The organism is Flavobacterium sp. K5-23 (assembly GCF_023278045.1).
Taxonomy (GTDB): domain Bacteria; phylum Bacteroidota; class Bacteroidia; order Flavobacteriales; family Flavobacteriaceae; genus Flavobacterium.
Map to the genome: position 1 here is coordinate 605,334 of NZ_CP056783.1, position 22,235 is coordinate 627,568.

The window sequence follows — 22,235 nt, forward strand, 5'->3', positions numbered from 1 at the left end:
AGCCATAACGTTTCGTTGTTGCTGTCTAATATTGTTTGTTCAACAAGCATCAAAAAAACATTCGTTCAATCTTCCAAGTAAAGAATAGTGCAAAAATCCTTGTGTAATATGCAGGTATAGAACAAGGAGGTGAATAAGCGATTACCTGAAATCAACTACGTTTATTCTGATTCAATATTAATTCTTCGAGGTGTAGAGAATTATTTACTTTTGTTTGAATAATAGCCTTTTCGAAATAAAAACCAACATCTAAAAATCCAAATCATAGGCTGTCGAATTATTAAAAACTATCATAAAAACAGTTTCACAAATTAGAAACAAATCTCTAAATCAATATCTTATGTAGCTAATTTACAATGTATTATGTGTAAAAAAAAACAGTGTTAAATTATTCTTTAAACTGATATTTAACACCTCTATTTAGATTTATAAGAGGTATTAAGTCCTCTTTGCAAATAGTAACCATGACACTACTGTTGAAAGTTTAGATTTTGAATAATAAAAAACCTCAGGAGAGGTTTTTTGAATTTCATTTTTAACAAGCAGAATGAGACCGGTAAAAGCACCTAAATGTGGTAATTGCTAAACATAGATGGAGACCTCGTCCAGTGCTCAACGTTAGGTAATAGTCGAAAAACAAAAAAGAAAGTAGCTAAATTAACTGACTGCCGATAAACATATTCTTATCTCTAAAGTCAAAGTGAGATAGCATTAATCTTGGGTCGATAGTTAAAATAATTCATTAGAGTAGAGAACCTGTGATTACTCCTGCTCATAGGCGATTTCCATAATTTCAAAAATCCTATCTTCCTTCGCAAGCTTTAATATAGCCTTGTCACCAACTTTTTTGTTGATCAATAGTTTAGCAATCGGAGAAATAAATGAGATTTTCCCTTTCGAAATATCAGCTTCATCTACACCTACAATTTGATAGTTCTGAAGTTTTGTGTTATTGCCAATTTTTAAACTCACTAAGGCACCAAAGCGAATTTCATTTTTCGGTTGTGTTTTTAAATCTACTATTTTAGCAGTAGCTATTCGATTGTTTAACAATTGTAATTTTGCACTAATATGGTTTACTGCAATTCGCCTTTCATTTTCATTTGAATTTTCCAGGTTTTCTCTATCATTAATCAATTCTTGTTTTTCATTCAAAAGCTGATCCATACCAGATTGAGTAACATAATTTGTCACTCCTTCTGGCAAATCTGCTCTTGGCGGCACGATAGGAATTTCTTCCTGATCGTCCTCTTTTACAAATCCTCTACTCATGATTTACTTTATTTTAATAACAACTTTTCCTTTGGTTCGCCCATTTTTAACATAAAGCAAAGCACCAAGCGTGTCATTTAAAGGAAACACTTTGTCAATTTTTGTTTTGATTTTTCCTGATTCTACAAGTTTGGTAATTTCATTGAGTTGTTTTGCGTTAGCTCGCATAAATACCAAACTGTAATAAGCTGATTTTTGCTTAATCTGTTTTGTTATTTTTCGCCTTTTCCAAGCTAAAAATAACTGAGCAATTTTATTGAGCTTCATTCGGTTTGCAGTCTCTTTATCTACAGTACCAACAAGTGTTATCACTTTTCCACCATCTTTTATCACAGTGAAGGCCTCCTCAGTATATTGATTTCCAAGTGTATCCAAAACCATATCTACATCTTGAACAATCGCCGCATAATCAACCGTTTTATAGTCAATAACAACATCTGCTCCAAGCTCTTTTACCCATCCAATATTTTCTGTACTTGTGGTTGTGTACACGTAAGCACCAATAGATTTTGCATATTGAATGGCAAATGAACCCACGCCACCAGATCCTGCGTGAATCAAAACCTTATCACCAGCTTTAAGCTTACCTCGTTTCAAGGCTTGTATGGCTGTAAGTCCAACTAATGGTAAACTGGCAGCTTCCTCAAAAGTAATATTCTTAGGTTTTAGACTTATGATATTCTGATTTACAGCCACAAATTCTGTAAATGTCCCCTGCTTATTAACCTTTGAAAACACTTCATCTCCGATATTGAAATTAGTTACATTCTCACCTTTTTCCACAATAATTCCACTAACATCATATCCTAATGTTGCGGGCAATTGAAAAGTACTTACGCTTTTTAACTTTCCTTCAATTACTTTAATATCTAAAGGGTTCACGCCAGCAGCATAAATTTCAATTAGTACTTCATCTTTTTCAATGATAGGTTTTTCAATTTCAGAAGTTATTATGTTTTTTGAAATATCTCCGTAACCAACGAATTGAATTGCTTTCATATTCTGTTATTTTTTAATGTTTGTGCTTTCTTCTTTATTCAGTTTTAGAAATTTTAAACCAAGAGCCAAAAGAACAATTGAAATAGGAAGTATTACAATTTCCCATTTAAGGTTATCGATATTCACAAAGACTACCTCAAGAAATTTCACAAAAAGAATAATGACAATTACTTCGGCGAGCACATTTTTTAGATGACCAATATTTGGTGTTTTTATCCATTTTAGCACGTTTTTTTCGTCGTCATATTTTTTGTTTGAAATAAATAAGGTGTAAACACCATGTGCGAAAATGAAAAGTACCAAGGCTATTAAAAACGTATCTAAAGATTTTATAAGATAAGTAGTTGCTATATCTGCTGGATGTAGATGTGCCTTATCTTCTGGAATATAATTGAAGATGACCACTCTAAATGCATTCATGGTTTTTAAAGCACCTACTACAAAAAGTAGTAAAGAACCAAGTAGTGAGCCTATGATTGCTGTCCAGCTTACATAACGAAATAAAAAGAATATTTTTTTCATAATTATAAAGTTAATTAAAATCTTTTATTTAGACTATGATTAAAAGAATAAAACCCCGGAATTTCCGGGGTTTTTATTATAAACTTATGTTATAAAGTTTTAATTAAAAGAAACCCATAGGTTTTTTGTCGTAAGAGATCAACATGTTTTTTACAACACGGTAATGATCTAAAGCCATTTTATGGTTTTCACGACCAAATCCTGATTCTTTAACACCACCAAAAGGCGCGTGAGCAGGATAAGTATGGTATTGGTTTACCCAAACTCTACCAGCTTGAATAGCACGTGGAACTTGGAATAATTCGTGAGCGTCACGAGACCAAACACCTGCGCCTAAACCGTAAGGAGTATCGTTTGCGATTGCAATAGCTTCTTCAGTAGAACTGAATGTTGTTAAGGCTACAACTGGTCCAAAAATTTCTTCTTGAAAAACACGCATATCGTTTGTTCCTTTCAATACTGTTGGTTGGATGTAATATCCTTCAGAAAGCTCACCTTCGTAGTTACCAGCGTCTCCACCAGCTAATACTAATGCACCTTCTTCTTTACCAATATTGATATAGTTAAGAATTTTTTCATATTGAGGCTTAGAAACTTGAGATCCAATCATTGTTTCTGGATCTAATGGGTTACCCGTTTTGATAGCCCCCAAACGTTCTTGCATTCTTCCGATAAAATCGTCAGCAATATCTTCGTGAACTAAAATACGAGATGGAGCTGTACAAATTTCTCCTTGGTTAAGTGCGAACATTAACGCTCCTTCGATAGCTTTGCTATAGAAATCATCGTCTTGGTCTGCTACTGATGGGAAGAAAATGTTTGGAGATTTTCCACCTAATTCCATAGTTACTGGAATAATGTTTTCTGCTGCATTGTGTAATACTTTACGCCCTGTTTCTGTTGAACCAGTAAATGAAAGTTTTGCAATACGCTTAGATGTAGCTAAAGCTGCACCAGCTTCTGCACCAAAACCAGTTACTATGTTCAATACACCTGGAGGTAAAATGTCACCTATAAGTTCCATTAATGCGATTACACTTGTTGGGGTTTGTTCAGCCGGTTTAACGACCGCAGTACAACCTGCTGCTAAAGCTGGAGCTATTTTCCAAGCTAGCATTAACATTGGGAAGTTCCAAGGAATGATTTCACCAACTACTCCAATAGGTTCGTGCAATACGATACTTACTGTGTTTTTATCATGCTCCGAAATACTTCCTTCATCTGCACGAATTACACCTGCAAAATAACGGAAGTGATCAATACAATAAGGAATATCTGCTGCACGAGACTCACGGATTGGTTTACCGTTGTCGATTGTTTCTAATGTTGCTAAGTATTCGAAGTTGTCTTCCATTACTTGAGCAATTTTCAATAAAGCATTACTACGTTCTGTAGCTGAAGAAGTACTCCAAGATGGGAACGCTTCGTGAGCTGCATCAAGTGCAAGATCAACATCTTCTTGTGTTGAACGAGCTGCTTGAGTAAATACTTTTCCGTCTACTGGAGATACATTGTCAAAATATTGTCCTTTTACAGGAGCTACGAACTTACCGCCAATAAAGTTCCCGTATCTTTCTTTGAATACAGGTTTTGTTACATTTGCCATAATTATTTATTTAAAATTATAAAAGTGTAATTATTATTAAAATCCTTTGTTTTAATTACACTGCAAATGTATGGCGAGAGCCGAGTTCCGAAGTTATTGATTTAGTTCAAAAACTTATGAAAACAGTTCAACGTTGTTTTTGGTAGATTTTTTAATTTAAATACTACGCATAACTATCTCGTAATCAATAATATGCATTAATTAGAAATATCTGTTGGACTTGTTCCGAACTTATTTTTAAAGGCTATACTAAAGTTGGACAAGTTGTTATAACCAATATCGAGATAGATATCTGAAGCTTTCAGTTCTCCCTTTTGTAATAATTCTTTTGCTCTTTGTAGTCTTTTGTCTTGCAGCCACTTTCCAGGAGGCTCACTATATTCATGAGCGAAGTAACGTTTGAATGTTGACAGACTCATATTACATAGAAAGGCTATTTCTTCCAATTTTAGATTAGAGTACACATTGCTTTCTACTATATTTTTAAAAGGAGAAACCTCTTTAGATATAAGCGAGTGTAAATAAAACTCGAATTTATCGCCATATTTATTTAAGAGATAAAGCATGATCTCTTCAAATTTCAAAGATAACAAGGCATCGCTATAACTATGATTTGTATAAGTATTAGAAGATAAGGAGTCGATAAAAGCGGCAATATATTGGTCATTTTCAATAACAAAATAAGGAACTTCCTCTTTATGAGGCTTGATATTGTTAGTGTATTTACTTAAAAAATCGATTAGCTTTTTTTCTGAAAAAAAGAATAGTTTACAATAATAAATAGCTTCTGTATCTAATAACTCAGTCCACAGCCAATTTCCTTTTTTTAATAACAAGGATTGTTTGCTATTTACGGCCATGGAAGTATCAGCGAAATGAACTTGCTTTTTTCCCACTTGAAGAAAGCTAAACATATTCATACTTAGATTGACTTTGCTTTTTACAACATCGCTAGTCATCTTAAAATCATAAACAAATATGTCTTGAGGTGTATTCTTGTTCTGAAAATAAATTTCAGGAATGTTTTCTATTGGCATATTTTTTTTTCGTAAAAAGATAAATTATAATTACTAAAACTGATACACTAAAGCTTTTGGTTTGTTTACTAAGTTACGATATAGTTTCACAATTTTGTTTCAAGATGTAATCTAACAAAACGAGCTTTTTTATAAAAGCCTAATATTCAATTTTACCTACAGTTCGCATCACACGAACAATTTTGGATTTTCGATTGTTGATATAAGATGAAGAACCGGTTGCTTTATATTTTCGGGGGCTAGGTAGTATTGCAGCAATTCCGGCAGCCTGGATAGGTGTCAAATTAGCGGCATCTTTTCTATACCAATGTTCAGCTGCTGCCTGTGCGCCATAAACACCGTCGCCCATCTCTATACTATTAAGGTACACTTCCATAATGCGTTCTTTACCCCAAACAAGTTCAATTAGCACAGTGAAATACGCTTCGAGTCCTTTTCTAACATAACTTCTACCCTGCCAAAGAAATACATTTTTGGCGGTTTGCTGTGAAATGGTACTACCTCCTTTTATTTTACGTCCTCTTGAATTTCCTTTAAATGCCTTTTGCATAGCCGTAAAGTCAAAACCGTTGTGTCTTAAAAAAGTTCCATCTTCACTAGCAATGACGGCCTTTTGTAAATTCACGGAAATATTTTCCAAAGGTTCCCAATCGTGATTAAAATAAACTTCTTTCCCTGCAGATTTATTCTCTATCGCTCTAATCACCATTAATGGGGTGAATGGAACGGGTACAAATTTGAAAAGGACCACAAAAAACAAAGAGATTCCGAAGAACCACAATAACATTTTTAATAAAAAACGGCTTATTCTATTCATAGATGATGTTGTTTCTTTTTTGGGTGTTTTTTTATTTTTCTTAGGTACTACTTTGGTTGCCATTATATTAAATCTGCTAATTCTGTTCCAATTAAACTTCCTATTGCCACTCCCATTCCACCTAATCTGACACCGCAATATACGTTTTCAGATAATTGAGAAACAATAGGGCTCTTACTTTCTCCAATTCCCATAATTCCGCTCCAACGATGCTCTATTTTGAAATCATTGTTTGGCAAAATTACTTCTTTTAATAGTTGTTCCAATTTATTTTGAATCAATTCTGTTTGAGCAAAGGCGGTTGTGGTCTCCGCATCAAAATCTAGATTTCTACCACCTCCTAATAATATCCTGTCTCCAATGTTTCTAAAATAATAATACCCTCGATCCAGATGAAATGTGCCTTTGATATTGAGATCTTTAATAGGTTCGGTTATTAACACCTGCGCTCTGGCAGGTTTTACAGCACCGTTTGTCAATGTATTTGCAAATCCATTTGTTGCAAAGAAAACTTTTTTAGTTTTAAAACTGAAATCATCCAGTACAATCTCAACATTTTCACCTTTATCTAAAAAAGAAGTTACCGTTTGTTGATTTAAAATCAGAATATTTTCGGATACAGCCTGTTTCAAGAGTGCCTGCATCATATTACCGGTGTCGATTTGTGCTTCAAAAGGATTAAAAACCATATGTTCCTTAATCCCGTTAAACCCAAAACGGTCCGTTTCTTTGGCAAACACATCCGCTTTAAAAAGAGGTTTTAACAATTCATTTATATAAGGTAATTTATTAACGCAGTCATTAAAACAACTCTCGTCTTCCTTTAAAAACAATTCGTAACCTCCATAAGATTTAAAATCTATTGTCGCGTCTCCTAATCTTTTCCTTAATAACTGCAATCCCTTCCATCGTTTTTGAACGAGATTAAAAACCTCATCTTCAGAATGGGAATTTAAATCGTCTATAATTTCAGAAATACTTCCAAAACAGGCAAAACCGGCATTTTTTGTACTGGCTCCATGAGGCAACATCCCTTTCTCAAGAACTAAAATTTTACTGGCAGGGAATTTTTCGCGTAAGCGCAATGCTGCGTGCAAGCCAACTATTCCACTACCTACAATTGTATAATCGATATTTGTAAACCAATTCTTTAATTCCCAATAACTTAATTGCATTTGATATTTTTTTATAAAAATAATAAATAACTCCTATGAATAAAAGCAAAACATAACAGAAAACCAGAAACGACATTATTGACAAATAAATTATGTAAAAACTAATGTTTTATGAACTTAATAAATACTTTTTAATTTTTTTATGCGAATAATCTAAGAATTCTTCATTCCTATATATATTTTTTTATATTTGCTTTTATAACCCAAATCTCATAAAATGATAAAAAAATTACTCTCGATTGCATTAATTGCAGTCACCAGTACCTCCTTTGCCCAGGGAGGAGATTTCTGGAAGTCATCTACTCAAAAAAGCGGGTCCACCGTTTTTGAAAACAAAAAACAACTAAAACAAACCAGCTTATTCGACCTTGACATCAACGGTTTAAAGAAAGCATTGGCTAATTCTCCAAAAAGAAATGCGCTTTCTGGAAAATCAAGTGTAGTTGTATCTTTTCCAAACGGGGAAGGGAAATTAGAAAATTTCAGGATTGTTGAATCTTCTAATATGGATCCTGTATTAGCAGCTAAATACCCTGAAATCAAATCTTACGTTGGTCAAGGAATTGAGAACCCAACGGCAACGATTCATTTCAGTTTGTCTCCTCTTGGTTTACAAACGATGTCAATTAACGCTGACCAATCGGCTGTTTTTATCGAACCTTACTCAACTGATTTAAGCACTTATACTGTTTATAAAAAATCAGATAAAGCGGCCTCACTTTCAAAATTTGATTGTACTGTAATTGACAATGCAAAAAAAGACTTAAACACAGCTACTTTAAGACCAAATGCTGATGACGGAAACTTAAGAACTTTCAAATTAGCTATGTCGGTTACAGGTGAATACACCGCTTATTTTGGAGGTACAAAAGCATTAGCCCTTGCAGGTATCAACAATACTATGACACGTGTAAATGCTATTTTCGAAAAAGATTTTGGGGTTCATATGAATCTTATTGCTAATAATGATTTAGTTATTTACACTAGTGCTTCAACAGATCCATACTCAGCTTCTTCTTCAAAAGCAAACTGGAACCAACAATTACAAACTACTTTAACAAATGTTATTGGAAATGCAAATTATGATGTTGGTCACCTTTTTGGTGGTGATGGTGGAGGTGGTAATGCTGGATGCATCGGATGTGTATGTAAAAACCCAACAACGAGTGTTCCTTTAGGAAAAGGAAGTGGATACACTTCTCCCGGTGATGGTATTCCACAAGGAGACAACTTTGATGTTGATTATGTAGCACATGAATTAGGGCACCAATTTGGGGCTAATCATACGTTTACACATTCTAATCAAGTAGTGGTAGCTCAGGTTGAACCTGGAAGCGGATCAACTATTATGGGGTATGCTGGAATTACGGGTGCTACAGATGTTCAAGCGCATAGCGATGCTTTCTTTCATGCTATAAGCATTGAGCAAGTAACAAATTATGTAAAAAGCACAACTTGCCAAACTACTACCTTAACAGGAAACGCAGTTCCAACAGTAAATGCGGGACTTGACTACACTATACCAAAAGGAACTCCTTTTATGTTAACAGGAGTAGCTACAGATGCCAATGGTAATGTACTAACTTATGACTGGGAACAAATGAATACGGGAACATCGTCAACCACTTACCCAAGTGTTACAGCGACTTCAGGACCTGCGTTTAGATCATTTGTACCATCAGCTTCACCAACACGTTATTTCCCTCAGTTATCCACTGTTCAAACAGGAGCTACTTCATGGAAATGGGAAGCAGTGCCAAATGTGGCAAGAACAATGAACTTTAGACTGACTGTTCGTGACAATCACGCTGGCGGACCTGCAAATAATAGTGATGACGCAATAGTAACAGTAAATACTACGGCAGGACCTTTCACTGTCGATTCTCCTAATACAGCCGTTTCTTATGTTGGTGGTTCGACTCAGACAATAGCATGGAATGTTGCAGGAACAACTGCAAATGGTGTAAACGCTGCCAATGTAGATATCCTACTATCTACTGACGGAGGAAACACCTATCCGATTATCATAGCTGCTGCAACTCCAAATGATGGAACACAAGCCGTAACCATTCCTAATATTGCTGGAACACAAAACAGAATCATGGTAAAAGGAACTAATCATATTTTCTTTGATATTTCTAATACTGATTTTACGATTACTGGAGGAATAATTGATAATACTGCCCCTACAACACCTACTGCTTTATCAGCATCAGGAACAACAGAGACTACAACAAATTTATCATGGAACGCTTCTACTGATGATGTAGCCGTAACAGGATACGATGTATATCGAGGGACTACTTTAATGGCTACAGTAACAACTACTACTTATAATGTAACTGGTTTGACTGCCTCTACAGCTTATACTTTTTCAGTTAAGGCTAAAGATGCTGCAGGAAACATTTCTGCTTCCAGTAATGTAATAAACGTTACAACTGCTGCTCCTTTTGTAGATACAATTGCTCCTACAGCTCCATCTTCATTGGCCGCTTCAGGAACTACTACTACAACAACTAATTTAACCTGGACAGCATCTACAGATAATGTAGGAGTAACAGATTATGATGTATATCAAGGAACAACTTTAATAGCTACAGTAAACACTACTACTTACAATGTAAGCGGATTGACTGCTGCTACAGCATATTCTTTCTCTGTTAAAGCAAAAGATGCTGCTGGAAATATTTCTGCGTCTAGTAATGTTGCAAACGTTACAACTCCAGCGGTAGTTTTATCTTATTGTGATTCGAAAGGAAATAGCGTAAATGATGAATATATTGGAAAAGTACAATTTGGCACAATAAACAATCCTTCTGCCGGCGGAACAGGTTATAGCGATTTTACCGCTATTGGAACTGATGTGACAATTGGTACTTCTAACACTATTACGATCACACCTACTTGGACAGGGTCAGTTTATAGCGAAGGATATGCCGTTTGGATTGATTACAATCAAGATGGAGATTTTGATGATGCAGGAGAACTAGTTTGGTCAAAAGCGGCATCAACCACTAACCCGGTTTCTGGAACTATTACGATCCCAGCTTCGGCTACGACCGGAGCAACAAGGATGAGAGTTTCAATGAAATACAACGGAATCCCTTCTTCTTGTGAAACATTTTCTTATGGTCAGGTGGAAGATTATACGGTAACAATTGTTGCAGAAATAGTTGACACAACTGCCCCGACAGCACCATCAGCTTTAGCAGCTTCTGGTACTACTGAAACTACTACTAATTTATCTTGGACAGCTTCTACAGATAATATTGCTGTAGTTGCATACGATGTTTACATAGGAACAACTATACTAGGCACTGTAACGACTACATCCGCTAATGTCACTGGATTAAATCCTGGTACAGCATACTCATTCTCAGTAAAAGCAAAAGATGAGGCAGGGAATGTTTCTGCTTCAAGTAATGTAGTTAATGTTACAACTTTAACTCCTTTCGTTGATACAATTGCTCCAACAGCACCAACAACATTGACAGCTTCAGGAACTACAACGACAACGACAAACCTATCTTGGAATGCATCAACAGATAATGTTGGCGTAACAGCTTACGATGTGTATCAAGGAAGCACATTAAAAGCAACCGTAACAACTACATCTTATAATGTTACTGGATTATCTTCTGCTACCGCTTATACTTTTTCTGTAAAAGCAAAAGATGAGGCAGGAAATATCTCTGCTTCAAGTAATGTGGTAAATGTTACAACTTTATCTGCAACGCTTACATATTGTGCTTCACAAGGAAACAGTGTAGCAGATGAGAAAATTGGCAAAGTAGTTTTTGGGTCAATAAACAATACTTCAACTGGAGGAACAGGTTATACTGATTTCACTAGTAAGTCTACTAATGTAACTATTGGAACGTCTAATACAATTACCATTACACCGGATTGGACAGGTACTAAATACAAAGAAGGATATGCTGTTTGGATTGATTACAATCAGGACGGAGATTTTAATGACGCTGGCGAATTAGTTTGGTCTAAAGCAGCATCTACAACAACTCCGGTTTCAGGTTCGTTCACCATTCCTGCAAATGCTAAGTTAGGTACAACAAGAATGAGAGTCTCAATGAAATACAATGGGATTCCTACCGCTTGCGAAACGTTCTCTTATGGTCAAGTAGAAGATTATACTGTAAACATTACTTCTGTTTCTAAAGAAACTGAAACTTCAAGAAGTAGTATTTCAGATATTAAAGTATACCCTAACCCTACATCTTCTCTATTGAACGTAACTTCAGTTTCTGAAAATGCAACATACAGAGTTTACAATATGCTTGGACAAACGGTTATGAACGGTAAATTATCAAATGGATCAGTTGACGTTTCTATCATTAATGAAGGAAACTACATTTTAGAAGTAACCGACAAGGGTACATCTACAGTAAAACGTTTTATCAAAAAATAATTAAAACCAAGACTTAGTTTTCCTTCTTATGTAAAGAAGAATTTTCTAAGAATCATTAATACTAAAAGCTACCTCAATTGAGGTAGCTTTTTTTTTGGAATAAAATCAGTACTTTTAAGGTCTTGAAAAAATAATTTTATTTATGAAAAAACTACTTTTTACAACCCTAACTATGATGAGTTTAAGCGCTATTGGCCAAAATGTAATGTCGCCAGAAACCCTTTGGGAACTAGGCCGAGTTGCTCCATTAGGCATTTCTAAAGACGGAAAGAACATTGTTTACAAAGTAACCATCCCTTCGATTGAAGAAAACAAATCTAATTCTAAAACGTATACCATACCGGTTAACGGAGGAAATCCTACAGAAGTTGCCGAAACTAAAGATTTACTTAAAGACAAAAACATTTCCCCAGACGGGAAATACATAGTCTATAATGAAGAGGTAAAAATAAACAAGGTACACGGAAAAGATTTCTATCCTGAATTGGAAAAATCGGATGTACAAATCTATGACGGACTGGACTATCGCCACTGGGACACTTGGAACGAAGGTAAATTCAATCACGTTTTATACAAGGAAAACGTAGATGGTTCTGTAGGCACTGACATTATGGGTAATGAACCTTTTGACAGCCCACAAAAACCTTTCGGTGGTGACGAAGACTACATTTGGTCGCCGGGAAGCAAAAGTATTTTTTATGTTTCGAAGAAAAAAGCAGGAACACAATATGCTATTTCCACAAATACCAACATCTACGAATACAGCTTAGAAACTGGAAAAACAATTAATAGAACCGAAGATAATCTAGGCTACGATATGGCGCCACAATTTTCTCCTTCAGGAAATTTATCTTGGCTGCAAATGAAAAGAGATGGATATGAAGCAGATAAAAATGACATTATTGTTGATTTCAAAGGAATAAAAATGAACCTGACTGCTAATTGGGACGGTACAGCGGATAGTTTCTTATGGAGTAAAGACAGTGATAAAATTTATTTCATTGCTCCAGTTGACGGTACAAAACAGTTATTTGAAGTTAATTTTCCGGGACTTACAAGAATTGCAATAAATGTACACCAAATTACCAACGGGGATTTTGACGTGAATGATATAGTTGGGTTTTCAGGCAACAAAATTATAGTTACTCGTGCGGATATGAACCACGCATCAGAAATATTTTCATTCGACTTGAAGAAAAAAAGCTGGAAACAAATATCAAACGTAAATACAACAACCTACGATTCTTTGGCGTTAAGCAAAACCGTAAGAAGATATGTAACTACAACTGACGGAAAAAAAATGTTAGTTTGGGTTATTCTTCCTCCAAATTTTGATGCTACAAAAAAATACCCAACCCTTTTATATTGTCAAGGCGGACCACAAAGTGCTTTGACACAATTTTATTCTTTCCGTTGGAATTTCCAATTAATGGCTGCCAATGGCTATATTGTTGTTGCGCCTAATCGTCGTGGAATGCCAGGACATGGTGTAGAATGGAATGAACAAATAAGCAAAGATTGGGGCGGACAGGTAATGGACGATTACCTTTCGGCAATTGATGACGTTTCTAAAGAAAGTTACGTAGACAAATCCAGACTTGGATGTGTTGGGGCTAGTTATGGAGGATATTCTGTGTTTTATTTAGCGGGAATCCACAACAACCGATTCAAAACTTTTATTGCTCATGATGGTGTTTTCAACACACAAAGCATGTTTGGAACTACTGAGGAAGTGTTCTTTAACAACTGGGACTTTGGAGGTGCTTATTGGGAAAAAGACAATGCTGTAGCACAAAAAACGTATACTACATTCAACCCCGTAAATTTAGTGGAGAAATGGAGCAAACCCATTTTAATCATTCAAGGAGGAAAAGATTTCCGTGTTCCAATAGGTCAAGGTCAAGAAGCTTTTCAGGCTGCTCAATTACGTGGGCTTAAAAGCAAATTTATTTATTTTCCAGAAGAGAATCATTGGGTTTTAAAACCTCAAAACGCTCAGGTATGGCAAAGAGAATTTTTTAATTGGTTGAAAGAAACCCTATAATAAAGCGCTATACTGTTAAAGTTAGTTTCTACTGTAACAATACCGGCTTTTTACCAACAAATAATAAACATCTAATATTAAAATATGTATAATTTTCCAATCAAAAGTATATTTATTGCTACTTCGTTTCTGCTAGGAATGAATAGCATTTCAGCACAAGACGGTCTTGTGAATTCTCTAAAAGTAAATGCAAGCGAAAAAAGCAAAGAAAGCTTTAAATTTACTGATGTTATCAATCTTGCCAATACATCTATAAAAAACCAAGGTTCATCGGGAACTTGCTGGAGTTACTCGGCTAATTCTTATTTAGAATCAGAGATGATCCGTTTAGGAAAACAACCTGTAGAATTATCTCAAGTATTCTCGGCTCGTAATGCTTATGTTGAAAAAGGTAAAAACTATGTTCGTATGCATGGCGCTGTAACTCTTGGTGACGGTGGAGAATTACACGATGTAACCAATATGTACAGAAAGTACGGAGCTGTACCTCAAGAAGTATATACTGGATTAAATTACGGAACAGATAAAAACAAATTTGCTGAAATGGCAGGTATCACAGAAGCATTATTAGCTGCAGTTGTTAAAAATCCAAATGGTCAACTTACCCCAAACTGGGAAAAAGCCTATGCAGCAGTTATAGACTCTTACCTTGGCGAAGTGCCGAAAAACTTCAACTATAAAGGAAAAAATTACACTCCTCAATCTTTTGCAAAAGAAGTAGTAGGTATTAATCCTGATGAATATGTTGAGTTTGCTTCTTATTCTACTGAGCCTTATTACACAAAAACAATGATGATGGTTCCTGACAACTGGTCATTTGATTTAGTTTACAATGTGAAAATGAATGATATGACAACCATTATTGATAACGCAATTAAAAATGGATACACAGTGGCTTGGGCTTCTGACGTTAGTGAAAAAAGTTTTAGCTGGAAAAACGGTGTTGCATATATTCCAACAAAAAAGATTGATGATATGTCAACTGAGGAAAAAGAAAATATGTTCAATGGCCCTAAACCAGAGTTAGAAATAACAGAAGAGATGCGTCAAAAAGCATTTGACAATTACGAAACTACTGATGATCACGCAATGCATATTGTAGGAATAGCAAAAGATCAAACTGGCAAAGAATACTACATCGTTAAAAACTCTTGGGGAGCTACAAATGATTACAAAGGATATTTATACGTAAGCAAGAATTTTGTAAAATACAAAACGACATCGTTTATGGTAAACAAAGGAGGAATCCCAAGTGAAATTGCTAAAAAACTAGGAGTATAATTGAGCTTAAATGACAATTCTCGAAATAAAATTTTAGAAATAAAATTTTAGAATAGGCACAAAAAAACCTCGCTTTATAAGCGAGGTTTTTTTTATCTCTTCGACTACTTAGTCTAGATCATTCATTTTAAATGTATCCATAAAAGCAGTTGTGTAATCTCCTGAAATATAACGAGGATCATCCATTAACTGTCTATGGAAAGGAATTGTTGTTTTGATACCTTCAATAACAAATTCGTCCAAAGCTCTTCTCATCTTACTAATTGCTTCTTCACGTGTTTGTGCAGTAGTAATTAATTTAGCGATCATAGAGTCATAGTTAGGCGGAATTGTATATCCTGAATAAACATGCGTATCTAAACGGATACCATGTCCTCCTGGCAAATGAAGAGTAGTGATTTTTCCTGGTGAAGGGCGGAAATCATTATAAGGATCTTCGGCATTGATACGACATTCAATAGCATGCAATTGAGGTAAATAATTTTTACCTGAAATTGGCACACCAGCCGCAACAAGGATTTGCTCTCTAATCAAGTCATAATCTATTACTTGTTCGGTAATAGGATGCTCAACTTGAATACGAGTATTCATTTCCATAAAGTAGAAATTACGGTGTTTATCAACCAAAAATTCTACCGTACCTGCACCTTCATATTTAATAAACTCAGCTGCTTTTACAGCGGCATCACCCATTTTTTGACGTAATTCATCAGTCATGAATGGAGAAGGAGTTTCTTCAGTCAGTTTTTGATGACGTCTTTGTACAGAACAATCTCTTTCAGAAAGGTGACAAGCTTTACCGTATGAATCACCAACTACCTGGATTTCAATATGACGTGGCTCTTCAATTAATTTTTCAAGATACATCCCGTCATTACCAAAGGCAGCAGCAGATTCTTGACGAGCGCTTTCCCATGATTTCAACAAGTCTTCTTCTTTCATTACAGCACGCATTCCTTTACCTCCACCACCAGCAGTGGCTTTTAGCATTACAGGATATCCAAATTCTTTTGCAATTTGCTGAGCCTGTTCGAATGATTCCAAAATACCTTCAGAACCTGGTACACATGGCACACCTGCTTCTTTCATAGTGGCTTTAGCCGAAGCTTTATCCCCCATTCTGTCAATCATTTCTGGAGAAGCACCAATAAATTTAATTCCGTGTTCTTGACATATTTTTGAAAATTTAGAATTTTCAGAAAGAAATCCGTAACCTGGATGAATTGCATCTGCATTAGTAATTTCTGCAGCAGCAATTATATTTGACATTTTCAAATAGGACAAATTACTGGGAGGTGGTCCAATACAAACCGCTTCGTCAGCAAACCTAACATGTAAACTCTCTGCATCCGCAGTAGAATAAACAGCTACCGTTTTTATGCCCATTTCTTTGCAAGTTCTGATTACGCGAAGCGCAATTTCTCCCCTATTTGCAATTAATATTTTTTTAAACATCTTTTTTTAAATTTTAAATTATGAATTTTAAATTTTAAATTATTTCAAATGAAAAAAAGGAATTGTCATTCGAAACTTATAATTTAAAATTAATTAAGATGGATCAACTAAGAATAATGGTTGGTCGAATTCTACTGGCGACATATCGTCAACCAATATTTTTACGATTTTTCCAGAAATCTCTGATTCAATTTCGTTAAATAACTTCATTGCTTCAATTACACAAAGAACATCACCTTTAGAAATAGTATTCCCTACTTCAACAAACATAGGCTTGTCTGGTGCTGATTTTCTATAAAATGTTCCGATAATTGGAGATTTTACAATAATAAATTTAGACTCTTCTTCAACTGGAGCTGGAGCAGCAGCAACTGGAGCAACCGGCTGAGGAGCCACTGCGTGTTGAAGCATATTTTGTGCTGGCATTTGTTGAACATAAGTAGTTTCGGCTACATTACCTTCTAAAGTAGTTCGAATGGTGATTTTCACATCGTCCATTTCTAATTTAACTTCTGCAACACCTGAGTTTGCTACAAATTTGATTAGGTTCTGAATTTCTTTTAAATCCATAGTAATTTATTTTTAGTTTATTTTTATTTTTTATCGTACGCCCATTTTAGGTATATAGACCCCCATGTGAATCCACCTCCAAAAGCGGCAAAAATAATGGTATCCCCTTTTTTTAATAAATGTTCAAAATCGTTTAACACTAATGGCAAAGTTGCTGAAGTTGTATTACCATATTTTTCAATATTCACTAATACTTTTGATTCTTCCAGGTTCATTCTGCTTGCAGTTGCGTCAATAATACGTCTGTTTGCCTGATGTGGAACCAACCAATCAACATCTTCATTCGTCAGGTTATTTCTTTTCAAAATAAGCTCACTGGCATCCGCCATATTAGTTACGGCATATTTAAATACTGTTTTTCCGTCTTGGACAATGTTGTGTTTATTGTCTTTAACTGTTTCAAGGGAAGCGGGAAGAAGGGATCCTCCAGCATCAATCTTTAAGAAATCACGACCTACACCGTCACTTCTTAAATATTCGTCCTGTAAACCTAAACCTTCATAATTAGGCTCAAATAACACCGCACCGGCACCATCTCCAAAAATTATGCAAGTAGCTCGGTCAGTATAGTCAATAATAGAAGACATTTTATCAGCACCTATTAAAAGTACTTTTTTATATCTTCCTGATTGAATATAGGCTGAAGCTGTTGACATTCCGTATAAAAAACTAGAACAGGCAGCTTGCAAGTCATAAGCAAATGCATTAGTCGCACCAATTTCTGTAGCAACAAAAACACCCGTTGAAGCAACTGGCATATCGGCTGTTGCTGTAGCCATTATCAGTAAATCTATTTCTAAAGGATCAATATTTGCTTTAGCAAGTAAATCTTGAGCAGCTTTAATAGCCATAAAAGATGTTCCTTTGTCTTTATCCTTTAAGATTCTTCTTTCTTTTATTCCTGTACGAGAAGTAATCCACTCGTCATTTGTGTCAACCATTGTTTCAAGAACTTTGTTTGAAAGCACAAAGTCCGGAACATATGCTCCGACAGCGGTAATCGCGGCTGTGATTGTATTCATTTTATTCGATTATTTTTATCAAATGCAGGCACTTGAAAAATTTTTAAAGAGTTGAAAATTACGAAAAAATCTTCAATCTTATTTTTTTAAACCTTCTTATTTAACGAAAACGACAAACAACAAAAAAACTCTCACAAAAGTGAGAGTTCAAATATCATTTACAAAAATGTATTAAGCAACAGCTACAGACTTATCTATAACAACTTGCCCTCTGTAGTACATTTTCCCTTCATGCCAGTAAGCTCTGTGGTATAAATGTGCTTCTCCAGTGATAGGACAAGTAGCAATCTGTGCAACAGTTGCTTTGTAATGTGTTCTTCTTTTATCTCTTCTTGTTTTGGAGATTTTTCTCTTAGGATGCGCCATTTTACTATATTATTTATCCGTTAATAGTTTTTTTAATTTGTCCCAACGCGGGTCAATATTTTCTTCTTCTGTATTCTCTTTTTTATGTTCTTCTTCGTGTTCTTGTTGTTCTTCTAATACTAATTCCTTGAGTTTCGTTAGAGCTTCGGTTTTCAAAGTTCCATCTTCAATCCCAGGATGAACCCGTCTTAAAGGTATCGAAAGCACAATTGCTTCAAATATATATTGTGTAAAATCAACTTCAAATTCACCAAATGGCAGAATAAGTAATTCTTCATTTTCATCATTATATTCATCACCAAACCGGACAATCAACTTCATTTCCCCTTTTACAGGTAAATTAAAATCTTCTGCTGTTAAATCACAAGGAACATTGACAGTTCCTTCGTGTTTAAAAAACAACTCCAGCATATTGCTTTTTTTCTCCAAGACCACATTTACTTTGATGTCTGAATCCTGAAATTCGTTATAATCAAAGATTTCAAAGAACGAATTGTTTATTTGAAAATCAAAATGATGTTTTCCTAGCTTTAACCCTACAAAAGGTATTAAAAATTCTTTTCTCATATCCATTTCAACAACATTATGCCCTATCCCGAGGCTTCAGGATGGGAGTGCAAAGATATAAAATTATTGCAAATCCAATAACGTTATTCGTCTTTTTTTATTTACTGCTATTTTTCCCTTGTTTTTAAGGGCTTTTGACTGATTTCCATATACTGAGCTCTTGAACGATAAACATCCAAAGCAAGATATACAGCCTCTTTGAACGAGTTATAATCCGCCACACCCTTTCCAGCAATGTCGTATGCAGTACCGTGATCAGGAGACGTTCTTATTTTATCTAAACCCGCTGTGTAATTTACACCCTTACCAAACGATAAAGTTTTAAACGGAATCAATCCTTGATCATGATAAGTTGCAATAACAGCATCATATTTCTCATACTGATTACTACCAAAAAAACCATCTGCTGCAAAAGGCCCAAACACCAAAGTCCCCTTTTCGAATATTTTTTTCAAAACAGGTTTCAATATAACATCTTCCTCTTTACCTATAACACCACCATCACCACAATGAGGATTCAACCCCAAAACAGCAATTTTAGGCTTACTGATGCTAAAATCCTGAACTAAAGTACGTCTTACCGTTTCTATTTTTCGAATAATTAAATCCTCCGTAAGATGTGAAGCCACTTCGTTTAACGGAATATGATCTGTCAATAATCCAACACGTAAATTATCTTGCACCATTAACATTAACGCATCGCCTTCCAGTTCCTGATCTAAATAATCTGTATGCCCAGGGAATTTGAATTCTTCCGACTGGATATTATACTTATTTATAGGCGCAGTCACTAACAAGTCAACCAAGCCTTCTTTCAAAGCCTTAGTTGCCGCAACAAAAGATTTTATAGCAAACTCCCCTATCTTTTCATCGTTCTCGCCGGGATTTAAATCCACCCCTTCTTTCCACACATTTAAAACATTGATCTTACCCGGTAAAACCTGGTCTAATTTGTCTATCCCATGCAATACAACCTCAGAACCCAAGCCTTTTTTGATAAAAGACATTATTTTTACATTGGCAAAAATAACAGGTGTGCAAAGTTCAAACATACGCGAATCTTCGAATGTTTTTAAAACAACCTCGCTTCCAATACCGTTCAAATCTCCTATTGAAATTCCAACAATTATATTTTCTGCATTTTTCATAATGTCTTCAAGTTATTTATTGCTAATTTTGAAGTGCAAATTTAGTAAAATAAAACAAGAAATGTTTACAGGTATCATAGAAACCCTTGGTGTAATCAAGGAAATAAAAAAAGAGAAAGACAATATCCACATTACAGTAGAATCTGACTTTACTTCTGAATTAAAAATTGACCAAAGCGTAGCACACAACGGCATATGCCTAACCGTTATAGCCATAAAAGATAATTGCTATACAGTAACCGCTATTGACGAGACAATAAAAAAAACAAATCTTTCCAATTGGACAGCAGGAGACAGCGTTAACCTAGAGAGAGCAATGAAATTAGGCGACCGCCTTGACGGACATATTGTACAAGGACACGTTGACCAAATAGGTACTTGTATCGACATTCAAGAAGCAAACGGAAGTCATTATTACACGTTTGAATACGACGAAACATTAAACAACATCACAATTGAAAAGGGATCAATCACGGTAAATGGGGTAAGTCTGACTGTGGTAAATTCAGGAAAAAATATCTTTAGTGTCGCTATAATCCCCTACACACTTGAACACACCAACTTCAAAGACTTTCAAATTGGTTCAAAAATAAATCTTGAATTTGACGTGATTGGTAAATATGTATCCAGACTGTACTCCAACAAATAAATGTCGAATACTCATAGAAACAAAAAAACTCCAGCTTTAGACTGGAGTTTTTGTTTTTATTTGACGGGTGTAAATAAAATAAAACCCTAAAATTAACGCTACAATAAGAAAAAATACGATTCCATCATCAATTGGCAACCCAGGAGGCGGAGGTAAGTGCCTTCCGGTCGGACTTGGAGGATGCGGAGTAGTACCCCCAATAGCAAAGAACGTCCCAAACAGGAAAAAAATTAAGAAATAAAATTTGCCTGAAATCGTCTTCATATATTCAAAAATAAGCAATCAATAGCTTTAAAAAAAATTAATCTTTCAGCATTTCTCATAAAAACTCTTCTTTATAAGAAACCAAACGCAAAACACGTATTTAAATTTCATTAAAGCAAGGGAATTCATTAAAGATTATCAAATGCTAAACTTTGTTTTTTTTAAATAAAAAAACCCTTCCATTTTTCAATGTAAGGGTTTTCGTGGTCCCACCTGGGCTCGAACCAGGGACCACCTGATTATGAGTCAGGTGCTCTAACCAGCTGAGCTATAGGACCGGTTATGAGGTGCAATATTACTACATATTTTCAATTATTCCAAATGTTTTTTACTTAGTTTTTATGTTCGCATTAATAATTAATCAAACAAAATTGAAAACTACTGATTATTAGATTCCTACTAAATGAAAAAAATATTTTATTTTATCTCTTGACACAATTCAATCAATACACCATTAGTGCTTTTGGGGTGCAAGAAGGCGACCAACTTGTTGTCGGCGCCTTTTTTTGGTGTTTCATTCAAAACAACAAAGCCTTCGTTTTTCAATCGCTCTATTTCCGATACGATATCTTCAACATCAAAAGCAATATGATGAATTCCCTCTCCTTTTTTTGCAATAAATTTAGCGATTGGACTATCAGGATTAGTAGCCGCCAATAATTCGATTTTATTGGGACCGCTTTGAAAAAAAGAAGTTGATACTCCTTCGCTTTCCACTTCTTCGGATTTATAAGCTGGCGCGCCAAATAATTTTTCGAAAACTAAATTCGAAACTTCTAAATCCTTTACCGCAATTCCTATGTGTTCTATTTTTCTCATTATACTATTATGTTATTTATGGAATTTTTTGAAAAGCAAACTATACATTCGATTCAATGTCCTTTTATTCGAATACAAATTTAAACATTAATAATTCAAAATAAACACAGACTATTGCTAACGCTTATCAAATAACCCCAAAAACAATAAGAAGCCTCCCTAATTACAAGAACCGGTTCTCCTTCATAATATTTAT

18 protein-coding genes and 1 tRNA gene are annotated in these 22,235 nt (G+C 35.0%); 4 read left to right on the forward strand and 15 right to left on the reverse strand.

From position 1 onward, the window contains the following. Window positions 1-762: 762 nt before the first annotated feature. The 7 genes from FLAK523_RS02765 to FLAK523_RS02795 form a co-directional block, all read right to left on the reverse strand. Window positions 763-1,272, reverse strand: a complete 510-nt coding sequence (locus tag FLAK523_RS02765; protein WP_248906328.1) for a GreA/GreB family elongation factor — start codon at window positions 1,270-1,272, stop codon at window positions 763-765. A 3-nt stretch (window positions 1,273-1,275) separates the two neighbouring features. Then, a complete protein-coding gene (locus tag FLAK523_RS02770) occupies window positions 1,276-2,271 on the reverse strand; it encodes an NADP-dependent oxidoreductase (protein ID WP_248906330.1) in 996 nt (331 codons plus the stop codon). Between the two features lie 6 nt (window positions 2,272-2,277). Continuing rightward, a complete protein-coding gene (locus FLAK523_RS02775) occupies window positions 2,278-2,793 on the reverse strand; it encodes a YqhA family protein (protein WP_248906332.1) in 516 nt (171 codons plus the stop codon). A 103-nt stretch (window positions 2,794-2,896) separates the two neighbouring features. Then, window positions 2,897-4,399 carry an aldehyde dehydrogenase family protein gene (locus FLAK523_RS02780; RefSeq protein WP_248906334.1) on the reverse strand — a complete coding sequence of 501 codons (1,503 nt, stop codon included), beginning with the start codon at window positions 4,397-4,399 and terminating at the stop codon, window positions 2,897-2,899. Window positions 4,400-4,596: 197 nt separating this feature from the next. Further along, the gene (locus FLAK523_RS02785; protein WP_248906336.1) at window positions 4,597-5,436 is read right to left on the reverse strand and encodes an AraC family transcriptional regulator; all 840 of its coding nucleotides are present in this window, start codon (window positions 5,434-5,436) and stop codon (window positions 4,597-4,599) included. Between the two features lie 139 nt (window positions 5,437-5,575). Beyond that, entirely contained in the window at window positions 5,576-6,316 is a 741-nt protein-coding gene (gene mtgA, locus FLAK523_RS02790; RefSeq protein ID WP_248906338.1) for a monofunctional biosynthetic peptidoglycan transglycosylase, read from the reverse strand. After that, complete coding sequence (locus tag FLAK523_RS02795; RefSeq protein ID WP_248906340.1) at window positions 6,316-7,428, reverse strand: FAD-binding oxidoreductase; 1,113 nt, start codon at window positions 7,426-7,428, stop codon at window positions 6,316-6,318. The genes mtgA and FLAK523_RS02795 overlap by 1 nt, the downstream gene beginning before the upstream one ends. A 217-nt stretch (window positions 7,429-7,645) precedes the next feature. Between FLAK523_RS02795 and FLAK523_RS02800 the strand changes: the two genes are divergently transcribed. The 3 genes from FLAK523_RS02800 (at window position 7,646) to FLAK523_RS02810 (ending at window position 15,179) form a co-directional block, all read left to right on the forward strand. Beyond that, on the forward strand, window positions 7,646-11,854 hold the full coding sequence (locus FLAK523_RS02800) for a GEVED domain-containing protein (protein ID WP_248906342.1): 4,209 nt from the start codon (window positions 7,646-7,648) through the stop codon (window positions 11,852-11,854). 142 nt (window positions 11,855-11,996) lie between these two features. Then, on the forward strand, window positions 11,997-13,898 hold the full coding sequence (locus FLAK523_RS02805; RefSeq protein WP_248906343.1) for a S9 family peptidase: 1,902 nt from the start codon (window positions 11,997-11,999) through the stop codon (window positions 13,896-13,898). A gap of 84 nt (window positions 13,899-13,982) precedes the next feature. Next, window positions 13,983-15,179: an aminopeptidase C gene (locus tag FLAK523_RS02810; RefSeq protein WP_248906345.1), complete on the forward strand. Its 1,197-nt coding sequence runs from the start codon at window positions 13,983-13,985 to the stop codon at window positions 15,177-15,179. 108 nt (window positions 15,180-15,287) lie between these two features. Here FLAK523_RS02810 and accC read toward each other — a convergent pair whose 3' ends face one another. The 6 genes from accC to pdxA form a co-directional block, all read right to left on the reverse strand. Then, complete coding sequence (accC, locus tag FLAK523_RS02815; RefSeq protein ID WP_248906347.1) at window positions 15,288-16,634, reverse strand: acetyl-CoA carboxylase biotin carboxylase subunit; 1,347 nt, start codon at window positions 16,632-16,634, stop codon at window positions 15,288-15,290. Window positions 16,635-16,727: 93 nt separating this feature from the next. Next, the gene (gene accB / locus FLAK523_RS02820) at window positions 16,728-17,204 is read right to left on the reverse strand and encodes an acetyl-CoA carboxylase biotin carboxyl carrier protein (protein ID WP_248906349.1); all 477 of its coding nucleotides are present in this window, start codon (window positions 17,202-17,204) and stop codon (window positions 16,728-16,730) included. A 23-nt stretch (window positions 17,205-17,227) separates the two neighbouring features. Then, window positions 17,228-18,226 (reverse strand): beta-ketoacyl-ACP synthase III, encoded by a 999-nt coding sequence (locus tag FLAK523_RS02825; RefSeq protein WP_248906351.1) that lies wholly within the window; start codon window positions 18,224-18,226, stop codon window positions 17,228-17,230. A 171-nt stretch (window positions 18,227-18,397) separates the two neighbouring features. Next, on the reverse strand, window positions 18,398-18,592 hold the full coding sequence (gene rpmF, locus FLAK523_RS02830) for a 50S ribosomal protein L32 (protein ID WP_007137315.1): 195 nt from the start codon (window positions 18,590-18,592) through the stop codon (window positions 18,398-18,400). A 9-nt stretch (window positions 18,593-18,601) separates the two neighbouring features. Continuing rightward, window positions 18,602-19,165 carry a DUF177 domain-containing protein gene (locus tag FLAK523_RS02835; protein ID WP_248906353.1) on the reverse strand — a complete coding sequence of 188 codons (564 nt, stop codon included), beginning with the start codon at window positions 19,163-19,165 and terminating at the stop codon, window positions 18,602-18,604. A 101-nt stretch (window positions 19,166-19,266) separates the two neighbouring features. Continuing rightward, on the reverse strand, window positions 19,267-20,310 hold the full coding sequence (pdxA, locus tag FLAK523_RS02840; protein ID WP_248908039.1) for a 4-hydroxythreonine-4-phosphate dehydrogenase PdxA: 1,044 nt from the start codon (window positions 20,308-20,310) through the stop codon (window positions 19,267-19,269). A 58-nt stretch (window positions 20,311-20,368) separates the two neighbouring features. Between pdxA and FLAK523_RS02845 the strand changes: the two genes are divergently transcribed. Further along, window positions 20,369-20,956, forward strand: a complete 588-nt coding sequence (locus tag FLAK523_RS02845) for a riboflavin synthase (RefSeq protein ID WP_248906355.1) — start codon at window positions 20,369-20,371, stop codon at window positions 20,954-20,956. Window positions 20,957-21,424: 468 nt separating this feature from the next. On the opposite strand, the gene FLAK523_RS02850 is transcribed toward FLAK523_RS02845, so the two are convergent. After that, a tRNA-Ile gene (locus tag FLAK523_RS02850) sits at window positions 21,425-21,498 on the reverse strand. Window positions 21,499-21,637: 139 nt separating this feature from the next. Next, window positions 21,638-22,039 carry a methylmalonyl-CoA epimerase gene (gene mce / locus FLAK523_RS02855; RefSeq protein ID WP_248906357.1) on the reverse strand — a complete coding sequence of 134 codons (402 nt, stop codon included), beginning with the start codon at window positions 22,037-22,039 and terminating at the stop codon, window positions 21,638-21,640. Between the last annotated feature and the right edge of the window lie 196 nt (window positions 22,040-22,235).